General features: G+C 61.0%; 18 protein-coding genes and 1 tRNA gene. 9 read left to right on the top strand and 10 right to left on the bottom strand.

The features are described from left to right. Positions 1 to 43: 43 nt before the first annotated feature. The 3 genes from SSPSH_RS06280 to SSPSH_RS06290 are packed head-to-tail and all read left to right on the top strand — an operon-like array spanning position 44 to position 3295. Positions 44 to 1060, top strand: a complete 1017-nt coding sequence (locus SSPSH_RS06280; protein WP_006912829.1) for a hydrolase — start codon at positions 44 to 46, stop codon at positions 1058 to 1060. A gap of 5 nt (positions 1061 to 1065) precedes the next feature. Continuing rightward, the gene (locus tag SSPSH_RS17825) at positions 1066 to 2091 is read left to right on the top strand and encodes a TIGR04283 family arsenosugar biosynthesis glycosyltransferase (RefSeq protein WP_006912830.1); all 1026 of its coding nucleotides are present in this window, start codon (positions 1066 to 1068) and stop codon (positions 2089 to 2091) included. Positions 2092 to 2104: 13 nt separating this feature from the next. After that, positions 2105 to 3295, top strand: coding sequence for a phospholipase D-like domain-containing protein (locus SSPSH_RS06290; RefSeq protein WP_006912831.1), 1191 nt, complete (start codon positions 2105 to 2107; stop codon positions 3293 to 3295). 17 nt (positions 3296 to 3312) lie between these two features. On the opposite strand, the gene SSPSH_RS06295 is transcribed toward SSPSH_RS06290, so the two are convergent. The 7 genes from SSPSH_RS06295 to glnK form a co-directional block, all read right to left on the bottom strand. After that, positions 3313 to 4110 (bottom strand): ABC transporter permease, encoded by a 798-nt coding sequence (locus SSPSH_RS06295; RefSeq protein ID WP_006912832.1) that lies wholly within the window; start codon positions 4108 to 4110, stop codon positions 3313 to 3315. Then, positions 4101 to 4712, bottom strand: coding sequence for an ABC transporter ATP-binding protein (locus SSPSH_RS06300; RefSeq protein WP_006912833.1), 612 nt, complete (start codon positions 4710 to 4712; stop codon positions 4101 to 4103). The genes SSPSH_RS06295 and SSPSH_RS06300 overlap by 10 nt, the downstream gene beginning before the upstream one ends. 46 nt (positions 4713 to 4758) lie before the next feature. Next, a complete protein-coding gene (locus tag SSPSH_RS06305; protein WP_006912834.1) occupies positions 4759 to 5097 on the bottom strand; it encodes a P-II family nitrogen regulator in 339 nt (112 codons plus the stop codon). Between the two features lie 69 nt (positions 5098 to 5166). Beyond that, positions 5167 to 5283, bottom strand: a complete 117-nt coding sequence (locus SSPSH_RS19660; RefSeq protein WP_161627810.1) for an ammonium transporter — start codon at positions 5281 to 5283, stop codon at positions 5167 to 5169. After that, positions 5280 to 5429 (bottom strand): hypothetical protein, encoded by a 150-nt coding sequence (locus SSPSH_RS18970; protein ID WP_006912835.1) that lies wholly within the window; start codon positions 5427 to 5429, stop codon positions 5280 to 5282. Before SSPSH_RS18970 ends, SSPSH_RS19660 begins: the two co-directional genes overlap by 4 nt. Positions 5430 to 5559: 130 nt before the next feature. Continuing rightward, positions 5560 to 6846 carry an ammonium transporter gene (locus SSPSH_RS06310; protein WP_006912836.1) on the bottom strand — a complete coding sequence of 429 codons (1287 nt, stop codon included), beginning with the start codon at positions 6844 to 6846 and terminating at the stop codon, positions 5560 to 5562. Between the two features lie 45 nt (positions 6847 to 6891). Further along, positions 6892 to 7230 carry a P-II family nitrogen regulator gene (glnK, locus tag SSPSH_RS06315; protein ID WP_006912837.1) on the bottom strand — a complete coding sequence of 113 codons (339 nt, stop codon included), beginning with the start codon at positions 7228 to 7230 and terminating at the stop codon, positions 6892 to 6894. A gap of 267 nt (positions 7231 to 7497) precedes the next feature. Between glnK and SSPSH_RS06320 the strand changes: the two genes are divergently transcribed. The 4 genes from SSPSH_RS06320 (at position 7498) to SSPSH_RS06335 (ending at position 12361) form a co-directional block, all read left to right on the top strand. Beyond that, complete coding sequence (locus tag SSPSH_RS06320) at positions 7498 to 7743, top strand: accessory factor UbiK family protein (RefSeq protein ID WP_021031499.1); 246 nt, start codon at positions 7498 to 7500, stop codon at positions 7741 to 7743. A 14-nt stretch (positions 7744 to 7757) separates the two neighbouring features. Next, on the top strand, positions 7758 to 9275 hold the full coding sequence (locus SSPSH_RS06325; protein WP_006912839.1) for a YifB family Mg chelatase-like AAA ATPase: 1518 nt from the start codon (positions 7758 to 7760) through the stop codon (positions 9273 to 9275). Between the two features lie 229 nt (positions 9276 to 9504). Then, positions 9505 to 10242: a TorF family putative porin gene (locus SSPSH_RS06330; RefSeq protein ID WP_021031500.1), complete on the top strand. Its 738-nt coding sequence runs from the start codon at positions 9505 to 9507 to the stop codon at positions 10240 to 10242. 115 nt (positions 10243 to 10357) lie between these two features. Then, positions 10358 to 12361 (top strand): UvrD-helicase domain-containing protein, encoded by a 2004-nt coding sequence (locus tag SSPSH_RS06335; protein ID WP_006912843.1) that lies wholly within the window; start codon positions 10358 to 10360, stop codon positions 12359 to 12361. A gap of 75 nt (positions 12362 to 12436) precedes the next feature. Here the strand turns inward: SSPSH_RS06335 and SSPSH_RS06340 are convergent, their stop codons facing one another. Beyond that, positions 12437 to 12904, bottom strand: a complete 468-nt coding sequence (locus tag SSPSH_RS06340; protein WP_006912844.1) for a nuclear transport factor 2 family protein — start codon at positions 12902 to 12904, stop codon at positions 12437 to 12439. Positions 12905 to 12987: 83 nt separating this feature from the next. Here SSPSH_RS06340 and SSPSH_RS06345 point away from each other — a divergent pair, with 83 nt between their 5' ends. Then, complete coding sequence (locus SSPSH_RS06345; RefSeq protein ID WP_021031501.1) at positions 12988 to 13650, top strand: TetR/AcrR family transcriptional regulator; 663 nt, start codon at positions 12988 to 12990, stop codon at positions 13648 to 13650. Here the strand turns inward: SSPSH_RS06345 and SSPSH_RS06350 are convergent. After that, complete coding sequence (locus tag SSPSH_RS06350; RefSeq protein WP_006912846.1) at positions 13620 to 14111, bottom strand: c-type cytochrome; 492 nt, start codon at positions 14109 to 14111, stop codon at positions 13620 to 13622. The two genes, SSPSH_RS06345 and SSPSH_RS06350, sit on opposite strands and share 31 nt — an antisense overlap. Before the next feature lie 136 nt (positions 14112 to 14247). Between SSPSH_RS06350 and SSPSH_RS06355 the strand changes: the two genes are divergently transcribed. Further along, a tRNA-Arg gene (locus tag SSPSH_RS06355) sits at positions 14248 to 14324 on the top strand. Between the two features lie 207 nt (positions 14325 to 14531). Here SSPSH_RS06355 and SSPSH_RS06360 read toward each other — a convergent pair. Then, positions 14532 to 15938, bottom strand: coding sequence for an OprD family outer membrane porin (locus SSPSH_RS06360; RefSeq protein ID WP_021031502.1), 1407 nt, complete (start codon positions 15936 to 15938; stop codon positions 14532 to 14534). Positions 15939 to 16052 lie beyond the last annotated feature (114 nt).

The raw sequence follows: 16052 nt of genomic DNA on the forward strand, positions 1-16052 counted from the left end.
TCCGGAACGATATGAAGTCGACTCTGCCCAACCGATAGTTGTCATGCTTACTCGTAGCGAATTCGAACCCGCATTCTGGCTGCGCAATCCGCATGTTCAGACGGTCTTTGCTTCCAAGGTGCGGTCTTCGCCGCCGCTCGAGGTAGAGCGCGAACGCCTCGAGCTTGATGACGGTGACTTTCTGGATCTGTCCTGGTTGCCCGAGCGCGGTCTCGATGCCGATGCGCCGGTCGTGGTTATACTGCATGGCCTCAACGGCTCGCTGGAATCGAAGTATGCGCGTGGTCTGTTGCGCCAGGCCGATGCGCACGGCGCGCGCGGCGTATTGATGCATTTTCGCGGGGCCGCCGAGCCCAATCGCCTCGCGCGCAGCTATCACTCTGGCGAAACCGAAGATTTTCATACCGTCGTCTCGCATGTGCGCAAGCGGTTTGCGCGCGCGCCGCTGGCTGCGGTTGGCTACTCGCTGGGTGGCAACGTGCTGCTCAAGTATCTCGGTGAACAGGGGCGCGCCGCGCCGCTGGCCTGTGCGACGGCCGTCTCCGTGCCCTACGACCTCAAGCGCTGTGCGCAGGCCATTCAGCAGGGTTTGTCGCGTATCTACCAGGCGCATCTGATCAATGGTCTGCGCGAGGCCTACGAAACCAAGTTCAAGATGATCGAGGCGCCGCAGCCGTACCCGGACTTTCGTCGGCTACGGGATTTTCCATCGTTCGATAACGCCATTACCGCGCCGCTCAACGGGTTTCGCGATGCCGACGATTACTACGCGCGCTCCAGCAGTGGCCCGTTCCTCAAGCATATCCGGGTGCCGACGCTGGTAATCCATGCCGAGGACGACCCCTTCATGTCGCCGGATATCATCCCCACCCCCGAGGCGTTGTCGCCCTCGGTTCGCCTGGAAGTATCGCGTCACGGGGGCCATGTCGGCTTCATCAGTGCCGGGCGGTATGGGGAGCCGCTCTATTGGCTGGAGCAGCGTATTCCTGCGTGGCTGCGTGAGCGCCTGCCTGGCTTTGCCGCAGACGACACGGTCAACGAGGCCGAGGAAGCCGGCTGATCGCAATGCCGGCGTCGTTAACCGTCATCGTGCCCGCGATTGACGAGGCCGAGGCGCTGGCGCCGCTGTTGGCCGACCTCGCGGTACAGCGCGATGTGGTGCTGCAAGTGCTCGTCGCTGACGGCGGTTCGACCGATCAGACCGTAGCCGTCGCCGGCGCGGGACACGCCGAGGTGATTTCCAGTGCGCCCGGACGAGGTGTCCAGATGAATACGGCCGCCGCCCATGCCGATCATCCCTGGCTTTGTTTTCTCCATGCCGACAGCCGTCTGACCCATCCCCGTCAACTGGCCGCGGCGATCGATTGCCTGGCGGCGGATCCGGATCGTCGTGTGGCCGGCCATTTCGCGCTGCGCTTCATGCGCACAACACGCGGCCATGCGTTTTTCTATCGTTATCTGGAAGCCAAGAGCGCGGCATCACGCCGCTATACGATCAACGGCGACCAGGGCTTGATCATGCCGGCACGTTTTTTCAACGAGCTCGGCGGGTTCGATACGCGATTGGCATTTCTGGAAGATCAGCGCATGGCCACGGCCATCGACTCCAACGGGCAATGGCGCTTGTGTCCGTACCGGCTGGCGACTTCGGCCCGGCGCTTCGAGCGCGAGGGCGAGCGGGCGCGCTATCTGCTCATGGCGTTGATCATGGCGATGCATACGGCTGGCGTGTCCCGTTTTTTCGAGCGTGCGCCCGGCGTTTATGCTCGTCAGAGCCAGACCGAGCGTCTGGTGTTATCGCCTTATATCGATCTGCTCGTGTCGCTGTGGCGCGAATGCGGCATCCGCGCTGGCCTGGCGGTGAGCTGGCGTATGGCCGGCGTGGCAGTAACGCAAAGCTGGCAGCCGTTTCTGGCCATCGATGTAGCGATTGAACCGCTGCTGGGCGCGCGCCGTTACGCAAGCAGGTTGCACGATCGGCTGCTTCGTCATCTGTTGCAGAATCGTCTGCTGCAGGCCGTGTTGATGGTGGCGGGTTTGTTATGGGTTTTCGGGCTGTTACGGCTGTGGTGTAGGCTGCGAAACAAATAGTCGCGTCCTCGCCATGAACACGTCCAATTCTTCATCTCCGAGCCACGATCCCAGGGACTACCGACGCGCGCTGGAAGGCACGCTCGGAATCCCGTTCACTACCGGCAATCGTATCGAACGCCTGGTAAACGGCATTCGTATATTCCCGGCGATGATCGACACCGTCGCCGCCGCGCAGAGCTCGATCGATTTTCTGACCTTCATCTATTGGCAGGGCGAAGTGGCCGAACGCTTCGGCCATGCGTTGGCTGAGCGGGCGCGCGCCGGTGTGCGTGTACGCATATTGCTGGATAGTTTCGGCGCACACAGCATGCCCAAGGACGTGCTCGCCGAACTCGAACAGGCGGGCGCACAGATCGCCTGGTTCCGTCCGGCCGTGCGCTGGCGTTTCTGGCAGGCAGACAATCGCACGCATCGCAAGATTCTGGTCGTCGACAACCGCATCGGTTTTACCGGGGGGGTCGGTATCGCTGCAGAGTGGGACGGTGATGCGCGCGAGCCCAACGAATGGCGGGAAACGCATTTTCGTCTCACCGGGCCGGTGGTCGACGGCCTGCGCGGCGCGTTCCTGTCGAACTGGGTCGAGGCCGGCGAGCGCGGCTTCGATGACAGTTGGACGTTCTCTGATCCGGAGATCACCGAAGAGAAGAATGGCGCGCTCATCCAGGTGCTGCGGACCTCGGCGGCGGTCAATTACAGCGATATTGCGACCCTGTTCCGGCTGGTGATTTCGCTTGCACGGCATCGGCTTCGTATTACCACCGGTTACTTCGTGCCCGACACGGCCACTATCGACATGCTGTGCAACGCCGCCCGTCGCGGTGTAGACATCGAAGTGCTCATGCCAGGCCCGTATACCGACTCGCGGGTCGCGCGGGCAGCCGCCGACGATGCCTATCAACCACTGCTCGAGGCCGGCGTGAAGCTGTATCGCTATCAGCCGACAATGTTGCACGCCAAGATCGTGCTGGTCGACGATGTCGTGGCGATCAGCGGCTCGGCGAATTTCAATCACCGCTCTATGGGCAAGGACGATGAAATCGCCATTGCCATGATTGACCCGCCCACCTTCGCCGCGCTCGATACGGATTTCGATGACGACCGCGCGCGTTGTCATCAGGTCACGCTTGAGAATTGGCAAAAGCGCGGCGTCTTTCAGCGCATCAAGGAATATCTCAGCCGTATTCTCAAACCCCAGGCGTAGGTTCGGCGTGAGCCCCGTCAGATCCGGCGCAGCCGGTCGAGACGCAGCCGGTGGCGATCGTCGAACAGCCGTCGCGAGCCCAGTTCGACCGCAAGCAGGGTGCCGAAGCCCGTACCGGTCGCGATCAGGAACATGATCAATATCTGATATTTGACCGCTTCCCAAGGCGGGCTGCCGGCCAGAATCTGCCCGGTCATCATGCCCGGCAGGCTGATAATGCCGGCTGCGGCCATGGCGTTGAGCATGGGAATGAGCCCCGCGCGCATGGCATCGCGGCGCATATCGACAATCGCCTGCTGGCCGTTGGCACCGAGCGCGAGCCGGGTTTCAACGACGTTCGCGCCGCGCCAGACTTCCTGAGTGAGCCGGTCCATGGAGAGCGCGATACCCGTCATCGTGTTGCCGAGCAGCATCCCCAGCAGCGGAATCGCGTACTGCGGCGTATACCAGGGCTCGACCCGGATCACGATCACCAGTGTCGCCACCGCGGTCACGAACGATGATAGAAACATCGACGCGGTGCCGGCGAAAAAGCCATAGCCACCGACGAAACGCCGCTTTTGTCGTGTTGCCGCTTCACGTCCGGCCAGCAGCAGCATGACGAATGCCATCAGTGCGACCCAGAGCAGGCGCTCCTGCGCGAATACCGCTTCGAGGATCAGGCCCACCAGCGCGAGTTGTGCGGCGGTTCGTACGGCCGCCACGACGAGCGTACGCGTGACACCGAGCTTCATCGCCGCCGTCGTGCCGGCCAGCGCCAGCACTGCGCCAGCAGCGAGTGCGAGATCGAAAAACGATAACGAGATCAGCTGCATGGTGCATCGCACGGCTGTCCGTGGGCATCGAGTATGAGCAGTGAGGAGGCCACACGTTCGAGTTGTGCCCGATCATGGCTTACCCAGATACAACAGGCGCGGTGCGTGGTCAGATAGGCCGCGATCAGACGCTCTACGCGATCGATGTTCACGGCGTCGAGATTCGCGGTCGGCTCGTCGAGCAGCAGCACCTCGGGGGTGTGGGCGAGTGTTCGCACAAGCGCCATGCGCTGACGCTGGCCGGAGGAGAGTAGCTCGATCGGCATATCGAGCAGCGCAGAAGTCAGGTCGAGTGCATCGAGCAGCTTCTCGCAACCACGGTCGAAGTGCTCGCGCGGTGTATCGGCCCACCAGGCCGATTCCGCGGCAAGGAACGCCACCCGGCGCCGCCATTCGGGAGCCGGCATATTGGCGGCAGAAACACCGTCGAGCCGGCAATCGCCCTCGTGTAGGTCGAGGTCAGCCATCGCGCGTAACAAACGCGTCTTGCCGGCACCGGAGGGCGCGCTCAGGCCCAGGCAATGGCCAGCATCAACATCGATATCGATCGGCCCGATCGTGCCGGCCGCCAGGCCGATTGCCTGAAAGCGCGCTGCCGTCATGCCTGCGTCGCCATGCTGAAGCCGGGCGCGACGCAGGCCGTGGGGATCAGATCGCGTCGCGGTCCGTTTCGCCGGTACGAATCCGTACTACCTGTTCGAGGTTGTGCACGAAGATCTTGCCATCGCCGATCTGGCCGGTCTTGGCCGCTTCGATTATCGCCTCGACAACCGCGTCCACACGATCGTCGGCGACCGCGACTTCCAGTTTGACCTTGGGCAGGAAATCCACTGCGTATTCAGCGCCGCGATAGAGTTCGGTGTGGCCTTTCTGACGCCCGAAACCCTTGACCTCGGTCATGGTGGTGCCGTGTACGCCCACTTCGGCGAGTGCTTCACGAACATCGTCGAGACGAAAGGGCTTGATGACGGCGGTAACCATTTTCATGGTTGGAAACTCCTCATTTTTTGATGCCAGCGAGTCTAACAGCTGCCGCGGTTCATGCCATTAAGGAACCTAAAGATCGTACCCGCGCTCTTCGTGTTCGAGAATATCGAACCCGACCTGTTCGTCCGCCACGCCCACGCGTAATCCCATGCTCGTTTCGAGCACTTTGAGGATGATCCAGGTCAATAGACGAACACAGTCACGACGCCCAGCGCCTGGATACCCGCTTGGCTGGCGATGCCATCTGCAAACCCGTGGCCCGAGAAGGGGCCGAGATCGGGGGGATGCGAATACGCCAGCCAGGCGCGTGCCGATAATGCCGCCCATGCCACACGAAAATGCCGGTTTTCGCGTGGTCATTGCCGGCTAGTCGTCGCAGCGGTTCGTTTGTTGTTCGTGTCGCAGACAAAAAAAGAGGCCCCGTTGCCGGGGCCTCCAGATGCGCAATCGCTCGCGAGCGATTTAGGACATCGAGCGACGGCTGCCGCCGGAGGTGAACTCCGGATAGGCTTCCATACCGCATTCGCCCAGATCCACGCCTTCGACTTCCTCTTCTTCCGAGACGCGGATGCCGAACACGACCTTGAGAAGGCCCCAGACGATAAGGCTGGTCACGAAAACCCAGGCAAAGATCGTCAGTGCGCCGATGGCCTGGCCCGAGAAGCTCACCTCGGAGTTGGTGATCGGTACGACCATCAGGCCGAGCAGACCACAGACACCATGGACCGAGATGGCACCCACCGGGTCGTCGATCTTGATCTTGTCGAAGAATACGATCGACAGCACCACCAGAATACCGCCGGCTGCACCGAACAAGGTGGCGACGAGCGGGGTGGGGGTGGAGGGTTCGGCAGTAATGACCACCAGACCGGCCAGCGCGCCGTTGAGCGCCATGGTCAGGTCGCCCTTGCCGAACATGGCACGGGCCAGCAGCAGGGCCGCGACCAGGCCACCGGCGGCGGCCGTATTGGTGTTCAGGAACACCATGGCCACGGAGTTGGCGCTGGCGATATCACCGAGCTTGAGCACGGAGCCACCGTTGAAGCCGAACCAGCCCATCCAGAGGATCAGCGTGCCGAGTGCGGCCAGCGGCAGGTTGGCACCCGGAATGGCGCCGATGCTGCCGTCTGCGCGGAACTTGCCTTTACGCGGGCCAAGCAGCAACACGCCAGCTAGTGCCGCGGAAGCGCCGGCCATATGCACAATGCCCGAGCCGGCAAAGTCGGAGAAGCCGAGATCGCCCAGCGTGTACAGGCCGAACACGGCGTCGCCGTTCCAGGTCCACGAGCCTTCCATCGGGTAGATGAAACCGGTCATGACCACAGCGAAGGCAAGGAACGCCCACAGTTTCATGCGTTCGGCGACCGCGCCGGAGACAACCGACATGGCGGTGGCCACGAACACGACCTGGAAGAAGAAGTCGGATGCGTCGGCGTAGACCGAATCGCCGCCGAAACCGTTCTCTGTCGAGGCTGCGAGTGCGTCCTGGACCAGGGTGTCGCCGCCGGCGATCCCCGCGAGGAACAGGCCACCGTCATACATGATCATGTAGCCGCAGACCATGTACATGATGCAGGAGATTGAATACAACGCGATGTTCTTGGTCAGGATTTCGGTCGTGTTCTTGGCACGAACCAGGCCGCCCTCCAGCATGGAGAAGCCGGCGGCCATCCACATGACCAGTGCCCCGCAGATCAAAAAGTAAAAGGTATCGATTGCGTACTGCAATTCGAAGATATTGTTTTCCATGGCGTGGGATTTCCCTCGAAATTTAAGGCGTTACGCGGGCGCGGCTTACAGCGCGTCCTTGCCCGTCTCGCCGGTGCGGATACGGATGGCCTGTTCCAGCTCGGTGACGAAGATCTTGCCGTCGCCGATCTTGCCGGTATGGGCCGCCTTGGAAATCGCTTCCACGGCCGCTTCGAGTTCGGCTTCTTCGATCGCGACTTCGATCTTCACCTTGGGCAGAAAATCGACCACATATTCGGCGCCGCGGTAGAGTTCCGTATGGCCTTTCTGACGCCCGAAGCCCTTGACCTCGGTGACGGTGATGCCTTGCACACCGACCTCGGAAAGCGCTTCGCGGACCTCATCGAGCTTGAACGGCTTGATTACGGCTGCGATTAATTTCATATGACGTGCTCCTGTCATGCGTTATCGCACGCTCCGTTGCCTCGCATTCAAGCATTCGGGACGTGCAAGCGAGAGATTGCGATCCGGTCTAAGCACTCACCGTGCCAAGGCATAAAAAACAATAAGTTATACAGGTATGGCTAGAGGCCGAAAAATGCCGGGAACAGGCGCTGATAGCGCTGCACCAATAAAGTGCAGGGCGCCTTTGCGTAGCGCGTGGCTTCGCGTCATGCTGTGGCTTTAACCGCCGAGGTCGTCCAACCGCTTATGCGCTCTATCGAAGATATCGCCGCCCGTCTCGCTCAGGCGCTGCCGCCGCAGGTCGCGCCGTTACGCGACGAGTTGCACGCCAATTTCCGTACGATCCTGCAGGGGCAACTCGCACGGCTCGATCTGGTGCCGCGAGAGGAGTTCGAGGCAGCGCGCGAAATGCTTGCGCATACGCGTCGCAAGCTTGACGCGCTCGAAGCTCAGGTCGCCGCCCTGGAAGCTGAACGCGACAGCGGCGGCTAGCCAGAAGAGTTTTCGTGACGCTGGCGACCGTACACAGTCGAGCGCAAACGGGCCTGGAGGCGCCGGCGGTCACTGTCGAGGTGGATCTGGCCGGCGGCCTGCCGGCGCTTGCGATCGTGGGTTTGCCGGAAACCGAGGTCAAGGAAAGCAAGGACCGGGTTCGGGCGGCAATCGTCAACAGTGGTTACGAATTTCCGACCCGCCGTATTACCGTCAATCTGGCGCCCGCGGATCTGCCCAAGGAAGGCGGGCGTTTCGATCTGGCCATTGCGCTCGGCATACTGGCGGCGTCCGGCCAGATTCCTGGTACCGCCTTGACGGGTTACGAATTCCTTGGCGAGCTGTCGCTGTCCGGCGCGCTACGCGGCGTACGTGGCGCACTCCCGGCCGCGCTCGCGGCCAGTCAGGCGCAACGCACGTTGGTGGCGCCCGATGAGAACGGCCCCGAAGCGGCGCTCGCCGCACCGGATGGTGTGTTCGCAGCTGGGCATTTAGCCGATGTTGCCGCCAGTCTGGCCGGCGACGAGACGCCTTGGCATCGTCCGGAACCCGCGCCGGGGCATCAAACGTCGACCTATGAGGATATTGCCGACGTGCGTGGCCAACAGCAGGCCAAGCGCGCGCTGGAGATCGCGGCGGCCGGCGCCCATTCGTTACTGCTGATCGGCCCGCCCGGCGCGGGCAAGACCATGCTTGCATGTCGCTTGCCGGGCCTTTTGCCGGATATGACGTTAGAGCAGGCCATGCAAAGCGCAGCAGTCGCTTCAATAGGGCCGGGCGGTTTTTCTCCGGAAAACTGGGGTCGAAGACCGTTTCGGGCACCGCACCATACGGCCTCCGGCGTGGCCTTGGTGGGGGGTGGCTCGACGCCGCGCCCGGGCGAGATCACGCTGGCGCATAACGGCATTCTTTTCCTGGACGAGCTGCCGGAGTTCGATCGCCGCGTACTTGAAGTATTGCGCGAGCCGCTCGAGTCCGGACATATCGTGATTTCCCGTGCCGCACGCCAAGCCGAGTTCCCGGCGGCGTTTCAATTGATCGCTGCCATGAACCCGTGTCCCTGCGGCTATTTGGGCGATGCATCGGGGCGCTGTCACTGCACGCCCGAACGTATTGCGCGCTATCGGGATCGCATATCCGGGCCGCTGCTCGACCGGATCGATATGCATCTCAATGTGGCGCCGGTCGCGCGCGACGTGCTCATGGGTGGTGCGCAGGCCGAGCCCGCCGAGAGCAGTGCGACAGTGCGCCAACGCGTTATCGCGGCACGGCAGTTCGCGGCCGACCGCGGGCACGGCCCCAATGCCACTCTTGCGCCGGCAGAAATCGACATGCATTGCCTGCTCGAAAAAAGTGCACGCGCTATTTTGGAGCAGGCTATTGCGCGACTTGGTCTGTCCGCGCGCGCCTATCATCGTATTCTTCGGGTGGCTCGCACGGTCGCGGATCTCGCCGGCGCCGATACGATCTCTTCCGGGCATGTGGCCGAAGCAATCGGCTTTCGCCAGCTCGACCGCCGCGCCGCCTCTTAGTTTCGACAAGTTTGCCTGTATAAATAGTTTCGGGCCGCAAGCGATCAGCCGATTCGAGATCGTTTGGGTTAAATCTGTATGGCCGATATGGTGCGCGACACCTTCGCTCATGCATTTTCCATCCGGTTTGGCATGTCTCGTGCATCGATTCAACGCATCCCGCTCAAGGCCTAGGCTGCGTTTGGGGTTTCTCGTTACGAGACTTTTTGCAAAGGGAGCAAAAACCGAGATGAAAAAACAACTTCTAATGGGCTGTGCCGCAGCGATCGTTACCGTATCCAGTGCCAGCGCCGTGGCCGCCGAAGCCAGTGCCAATATTGCGTTCACGACCGATTATCGCTATCGCGGCGTATCGCAGACCGACCGTGATTTCGCCATTCAGGGCGGTTTCGACTATGCGCTCGAAAGCGGCCTTTATATGGGCACCTGGGCTTCGAACGTCGACAACTTCAACCCCAGCCCGGTCACCGGCGACAACGGTGCCCAGGCCGAGATCGATTTCTATGCGGGCTACGGGCTGGCGCTGAGCGATCACTGGGCGCTCGATTTCAACGTTCTGTACTACTACTACCCGGGCGCGAGCACGGCCGGCGACAATAACGAAATCGACTTCTGGGAATACACGCCGGGCATCGCCTACAGCGACGACAACATGACGGCTGCGTTGTCGGTGTCCTATAGCGACGATTTCTATAACGAATCGGGAGATGCCTTCTACTACAACACCAGCTTCGAGTTTCCGCTGGAAGAGTGGCTGACGTTGGGCGCACACGCGGGCTATCAGACCGTCGATGAAAACGATCTATACTTCGAAGACTATGCCGACTGGTCAATCTCGCTGGCCACGACGCAGTTCGGCCTCGATTGGTCGGTGGCTTATATCGATACCGATCTGGACGATACTGCCTGTGGCGGCTTGAACGTCTGTGGCGCTACCGCGGTCGGCACGATCAGCAAATCGTTCTAAAGAACGCGTCTTGTACTGAAGACGATGAGCCGGCCTTCGGGCCGGCTTTTTTGTGCCCACCGACAACTGACAGGCCGTCTGCCGGCGCCGCGCTAACTGCTAGACTCTGCCGCCCATGGCGACTCCCAAGCTCAACCCCGAACAGGACGCGGCCGTACGGTATCTCGACGGCCCGTTGCTCGTACTCGCCGGCGCCGGTTCGGGCAAAACCGGTGTCATTACGCGCAAGATCGCGCATCTGATCCAGCGTGGTTATGCCGGGGATCGGATCGCGGCGGTCACGTTCACCAACAAGGCTGCGCGCGAGATGAAACAGCGCGCCTCCAAACTCATCGACAGCGATGCCGCCCGTGGGCTGACCGTGAGTACCTTCCACAGCCTCGGCCTGCAGATGATTCGCGCCGAGCATGCCGCGCTCGGCTACAAGCCGCGCTTTTCGATCTTCGATGCCGAGGATGCAGACAAGCTGCTGGCCGATCTGATTGGCAAGGATGCCGAACTGCGCAAGACCGCACGGTTCACGATCAGCGCCTGGAAGTCGGCGCTTGTAGATCCCGAGGGTGCGGCGGCCACCGCAGCCGGTTCCGAGCAGGCGATCGCACGCGCCTATGCGGAATATCAGCGTCGGCTGAAAGCCTATAACGCCGTTGATTTCGATGATCTGCTCAGCCTGCCCGTGCAGTTGCTGCGTGAAGACGCCGCCGCGCGAGAGCGCTGGCAGAACCGTTTCCGGTATTTGCTGGTCGACGAATATCAGGACACCAATGCGGCACAGTACGAGCTGATGCGGCTTCTCGCGGGCGTGCGTGCGGCGTTTACCGTGGTGGGTGACGACGATCAGTCGATCTATGCATGGCGCGGCGCGCGGCCCGGCAATATCGCCGATCTGTCGCGCGATTTCCCCCATTTGAAGGTCATCAAGCTCGAACAGAACTATCGCTCGGTGGGCAACGTCCTGTCGGCGGCGAACACGCTGATTTCGTCCAACGCGCGGGTCTACGAAAAGAACCTCTGGAGCGCGATGGGCCCGGGTGATCGCATTCGCGTACTCGCCTGTGCGGATGAGGCCGGCGAGGCCGATCGCGTGGCCAGCGAAATATCATCGCACCGGCTACGCACGGGCAATGCGTTCGGTGATTATGCGGTGCTCTATCGCGGCAATTTCCAATCGCGGGCGTTCGAAAAAGCCATGCGCGAGCGCCAGATTCCGTATCGCGTGTCCGGTGGGCGCTCGTTTTTCGAACGCAGCGAGATTCGCGATCTGGCGGCTTATCTCAAGCTGCTGGTCAACCCGGATGACGACGCGGCGTTTCTCCGTGTGGTCAATCTGCCACGCCGCGAAATCGGGCCGGCCACTCTGGAAGCCCTGGCGCGCTATGCCGGGAGTCGTCATCTGAGCCTGTTCGATGCCGCGCGCGGTGTCGGTCTGGCCGGTGGGGTAGGCGATCGTGCCGGCCGGCGGCTGGCCGAATTCGTCGACTGGGCGAAAGGGCTGGCCCGCGACGGCGAGTCCACGCCCGCCAAGGCACTGGTGGTACAGCTGATCGCCGATATCGACTATCGCGAATGGCTACGCGATACCGCGGCCAATACGCGCGCCGCGCGCAAGCGCCTGGAAAATGTAGACGAGTTTCTTGCCTGGCTCGGCCATATGGAAGAAAACACCGACGGCACGCCGCGCGGACTCGATGAAGTCGTGCGTCGGCTCAGTCTCATGGACTTTGCCAATCAGAGCGAAAAAGACATCGAAAACCAGGTGCACCTGCTTACGCTGCATGCTGCCAAGGGCCTGGAGTTCGATCATGTCTTTCTCGTCGGCATGGAAGAAGGGTTGTTGCCGCACCATGCCTGCATGGACGATGAAAAGATCGAAGAAGAACGCCGCCTGCTTTACGTCGGCATCACTCGGGCTCGCAAAACGCTGTCGCTGAGCTATGCGCGACAACGCCGTCGCGGCGGCGAGAATACGGACAGCACGCCCAGCCGTTTTCTCGAAGAACTGCCCAAGGACGAGATCGAGTGGCCGCAATCACGCAAGCGCGACCCCAAGGCCGAAGCCGAGCATGGGCGCAACCAGCTCGCGGCTCTCAAGGCCATGCTGGGCGATTCAGCGGACTAACGAAAATCGTGGCCAGCGTTCGCGCTGACTAAGTTCGTGTTCCCGATCAACGATCGATAACGCCCAGGCGACGTATTAAAGTCCCAAATCGCTAAGTCCGGCATGGTCGTCCGGCCGGCGCCCCTGGGGCCAGAAAAACAGGCGTTGATCGTCGTTGATCGGACAGTCGTTGATGCTGGCAAGGCGCGTATGCATCAGCCCGTCCGCGTCGAACTGCCAGTTCTCGTTGCCATAGGCGCGATACCACTGGCCCGTATCGTCGCGATATTCGTAGGCGAAGCGAACCGCGATGCGATCCTCGCCATAAGCCCAGAGCGCTTTAATCAGGCGGTACTCGAGTTCGCGCTGCCATTTGCGTTGCAAGAACGCGTGAATCGCATCGCGCCCCGTAAAGCGCTCCACCCGGTTGCGCCAGCGGCTGTCAGGCGTATAGGCAAGCACCACACGGTCGGGGTCGCGGCTGTTCCAGGCGTCTTCAGCCAGGCGAACCTTGCGGATGGCGCCCTCCAGATCAAAAGGCGGTACAGGCGGTTTGGCAGTCATGGCATTCCCCGAAATGATGTAGACAGAATGGTCTACATAAACGCAGTCTGGCGTATGTAGACAGATCTGTCTACACTGCGGCGATGATCGAGGAAATATCGGTAGATGCCCAGGCGCCTGCCCGCCAACGCATTCTTCAAGCGGCTCAGCGGCTTTTTTATCGCGATGGCATTCGTGCGACCGGCACCAATGCGCTGATCTCAGAAGCCGGGGTAACCAAAGTCACGTTCTACCGTCATTTCGCCAGTAAGGACGTGCTGGTGGCGGCGTTTCTGCAGCAGCGTCACGCGCGCTGGATTGGCTGGTTTGAACAGGCGCTCGTGCGCCATGGCAGTGGCACGACTGCGATCGTACCGGCACTGGCTGAATGGCTAACTAGCGCTGGTTTTCGAGGCTGCGCGTTTCTCAATAGTGTGGGCGAGTACGGCGAGGTTCTGGCATCAGTGAACACGGTCGCGCGCGAACACAAACGCGACATGGTGGCCGCGGTAGCCGCGTGTATCGAGGGCGAGGGCGCACAAGCGCAAGCGCGCCAGATCGCCTTGGCTATCGACGGCGCGATCATGCGTGTTCAAAGCGGGGAGCCGGCACACGCTGTCCTGGCTGACCTCGATGCGTTGATCGCGTGCCTCACGGCCAACGTTACCCGTTGGACAGGCGTGCATAAAAAAGCCGCCCCAGCGGACGGCTTTTTCGAATGCGCTGGGCGTCGCGATCAGGTCGCGCCGGCTTCGCCGAGGATATGATCGACGGCCTTGTGCATTTCCTCTTCGGAAAGATCGGGGTTGCCGCCCTTGGCGGGCATGCCCTTGTAGCCGTTGATCGCACGCGAATAGAGCGTGTCCTTGCCTTGTTCATCCAGGCGTTTTTTCCATTCGGCGGTATCGGACGTCTTGGGTGCGCCGGCCACGCCGGAGGCATGACAGGCTGAACAGACGTTGGCATACACCTCGTCGCCTGACATCGGCTCGCCGCCGCTATCGTCGCCCGACGCCGCTATCGACGTGGCGTTCGGGTCCGTATTGACCGCGTAAGCCGGTTCGGTACGGTCCTGGACGCGCGTGAGCTGTTCAGGGCGCATCTCGCCGCTGTCACCAGAGCCCGAAATCAACCGTGCGCCAATGATGGCTGCGATCGTGATCAGGAATAGCGCGCCGAGTACGATCGTGAAAGCGCGAAAGAATGTCTGGTCGGTGTTGGCGGTCATGGCAAACTTTATATGGCGTGGTCGAACGGTGCGCGGAATTGCGCGCAGTATAACGGATTTTGTTCGTCACACGGATACGCCCATCATCGCAGGATGGACGCGAAGCCGGCGTGTGCGTATCCTTTGCGGCGCCGATGCGCCCGTAGCTCAGCTGGATAGAGTGTCGGCCTCCGAAGCCGAAGGTCGCAGGTTCGAATCCTGCCGGGCGCACCATATAAAAATGCCGGCCGCAGTGCCGGTATTTTTATATGGTTCATCGATAAGTTTCGAACCTGCGACAGATAAACAAGCGGGGGTCGAGGGACTCGCGCAGTCTTTGGCGATGCGCACAGCCGAGCCTTATTTTGTCACTGACTGCCCGGTTATCTGCCTTGCCCGGGCAGCCGCGACCGTTCCGCTAAGGCCTTGATCGCACGAAGATCAGAACGAGTACTCGATGGCCAGTCGGTTCTGGAGGAAGTCCTCTTCATACACGGGCGAAATCTGGTAACCCAAGAAATTGGCGATACTCAGCCCTTCCAGCGCGCCGTCGAAGTTATAGATCCCGTAGACGAGGTATTCCTGCTGGTTGATCGAGTCGCTGACAGCGGTCGGTTTCAGGTCCATGAACGAGTACCTTGCGCCCGCAAACACCTTGTCGAATGGCGCGCCCTTGATATCGAATGCGTAAGCGCTGCCCGAGCCGAGATCTTGCGTGCTGGTGAGGAACGGCTGTGCGTAGTATGGGCCTGACGACACATTGTGTTGATAGGGCGTGACCAGGGAGCCGTTCAGGAAGGTGCCTTCGCGGTGCGGAATATAGTCGTAGTTGAGCGTCGCGGTCAGTGAATTACGCTTTAAGCCCAGCTGTACGCCGTAGGTGTGATGATCGATCTCGCCGAGCAGGGCATCGCCTTCTTCCGTCGCACGAATGTACTGCAGTCCGATAAACGGTTTGATTGATCCTTCTGCCTTCGCGATCTGGCCGTCGACGTAGTACATGTTGGCGTAGTCCATATAGTTGAAGAACCAGGCCTGCCCGGTCAGGTCGACAGGGCCGGTGTTCATGGTATGGCCTGCGCCGGCAGCCCAGAAGCCGTCTGTCCTTTCCGTGGTATTGGGGCCAAATGGCGCGTATTTCTGATTGTAGGTCGTCGTACGGTCGAATTCGTCGTTGATATACGATTTGAACTGGGTGATGCGCATGCCGGTGACATAGCTGTCGTCCGTGCCGTAACGCATAGTCACCCCCTGGAAAAGCGGCGGGATGATGCGCCAGTCGGTGGTCGATGTGAACGGCGCATCCAGACGCTGGTTACCAGCCCGAATCTGGAACATATCGTCCGGGGTCTGCCATTGGATATAGGCCTCGCCGAGCGTTGAGACATCGTTACCGAGGACGCTGTCGTTACGGCTGGGGTCGTTCGATTCGTCGATCTGGCGTTGCGCATAGGCCGCAAGCTGTATCGTAAAACCAGCCAGTTCAGCGGTGGTGAAACGAAGGCGGCCACCAACAGAAACGGTATCCTGATCCTGATTGGGCGTGAAGAATGCATTGTCCGACGAGTAGTAGAGCGTACGCAGATTGCCGTCCACGGTGCCCTGTTCGAACATATCGCGGAGCGTAGCGACCTCGGGCTCGCTAGGGGGCGCATCTTCGCTTTCCGGCGGAATGCCTTCTTCGGTATCAGCCGGGGCTGCTGAGGGCTGCTCCTGATAATCGTCCGGCGTGGTTATTGTGTTGTCGTCCTGGGCGAACGCGCATGAGGTGCCGACGGCGGCCAAAACACTTGTCGCGGATGCGACATAGAACAAACCGAGCCTGAGCGTAGAAGAACAGCGAAGCATCGTGATAACCCCCGAGTAAATACATTGATGTATGCAACATCTCCTGCATGCAACGGGTGTGCCTAACTGGCTCAAGCGTTGGAATAATTCTTATATTTGCGCATACGTTAAATA

The sequence above is a fragment of the Salinisphaera shabanensis E1L3A genome (assembly GCF_000215955.2).
Taxonomy (GTDB): domain Bacteria; phylum Pseudomonadota; class Gammaproteobacteria; order Nevskiales; family Salinisphaeraceae; genus Salinisphaera; species Salinisphaera shabanensis.

Bases quoted from the DNA above. Each gene is read 5' to 3' on its own strand.
- SSPSH_RS06280 (WP_006912829.1), top strand. From the start codon at position 44: ATGCTTACTCGTAGCGAATTCGAACCCGCATTCTGGCTGCGCAATCCG.
- SSPSH_RS17825 (WP_006912830.1), top strand. From the start codon at position 1,066: ATGCCGGCGTCGTTAACCGTCATCGTGCCCGCGATTGACGAGGCCGAG.
- SSPSH_RS06290 (WP_006912831.1), top strand. From the start codon at position 2,105: ATGAACACGTCCAATTCTTCATCTCCGAGCCACGATCCCAGGGACTAC.
- SSPSH_RS06295 (WP_006912832.1), bottom strand. From the start codon at position 4,110: ATGCAGCTGATCTCGTTATCGTTTTTCGATCTCGCACTCGCTGCTGGC.
- SSPSH_RS06300 (WP_006912833.1), bottom strand. From the start codon at position 4,712: ATGACGGCAGCGCGCTTTCAGGCAATCGGCCTGGCGGCCGGCACGATC.
- SSPSH_RS06305 (WP_006912834.1), bottom strand. From the start codon at position 5,097: ATGAAAATGGTTACCGCCGTCATCAAGCCCTTTCGTCTCGACGATGTT.
- SSPSH_RS06310 (WP_006912836.1), bottom strand. From the start codon at position 6,846: ATGGAAAACAATATCTTCGAATTGCAGTACGCAATCGATACCTTTTAC.
- glnK (WP_006912837.1), bottom strand. From the start codon at position 7,230: ATGAAATTAATCGCAGCCGTAATCAAGCCGTTCAAGCTCGATGAGGTC.
- SSPSH_RS06320 (WP_021031499.1), top strand. From the start codon at position 7,498: ATGCGCTCTATCGAAGATATCGCCGCCCGTCTCGCTCAGGCGCTGCCG.
- SSPSH_RS06330 (WP_021031500.1), top strand. From the start codon at position 9,505: ATGAAAAAACAACTTCTAATGGGCTGTGCCGCAGCGATCGTTACCGTA.
- SSPSH_RS06335 (WP_006912843.1), top strand. From the start codon at position 10,358: ATGGCGACTCCCAAGCTCAACCCCGAACAGGACGCGGCCGTACGGTAT.
- SSPSH_RS06340 (WP_006912844.1), bottom strand. From the start codon at position 12,904: ATGACTGCCAAACCGCCTGTACCGCCTTTTGATCTGGAGGGCGCCATC.
- SSPSH_RS06345 (WP_021031501.1), top strand. From the start codon at position 12,988: ATGATCGAGGAAATATCGGTAGATGCCCAGGCGCCTGCCCGCCAACGC.
- SSPSH_RS06350 (WP_006912846.1), bottom strand. From the start codon at position 14,111: ATGACCGCCAACACCGACCAGACATTCTTTCGCGCTTTCACGATCGTA.
- SSPSH_RS06360 (WP_021031502.1), bottom strand. From the start codon at position 15,938: ATGCTTCGCTGTTCTTCTACGCTCAGGCTCGGTTTGTTCTATGTCGCA.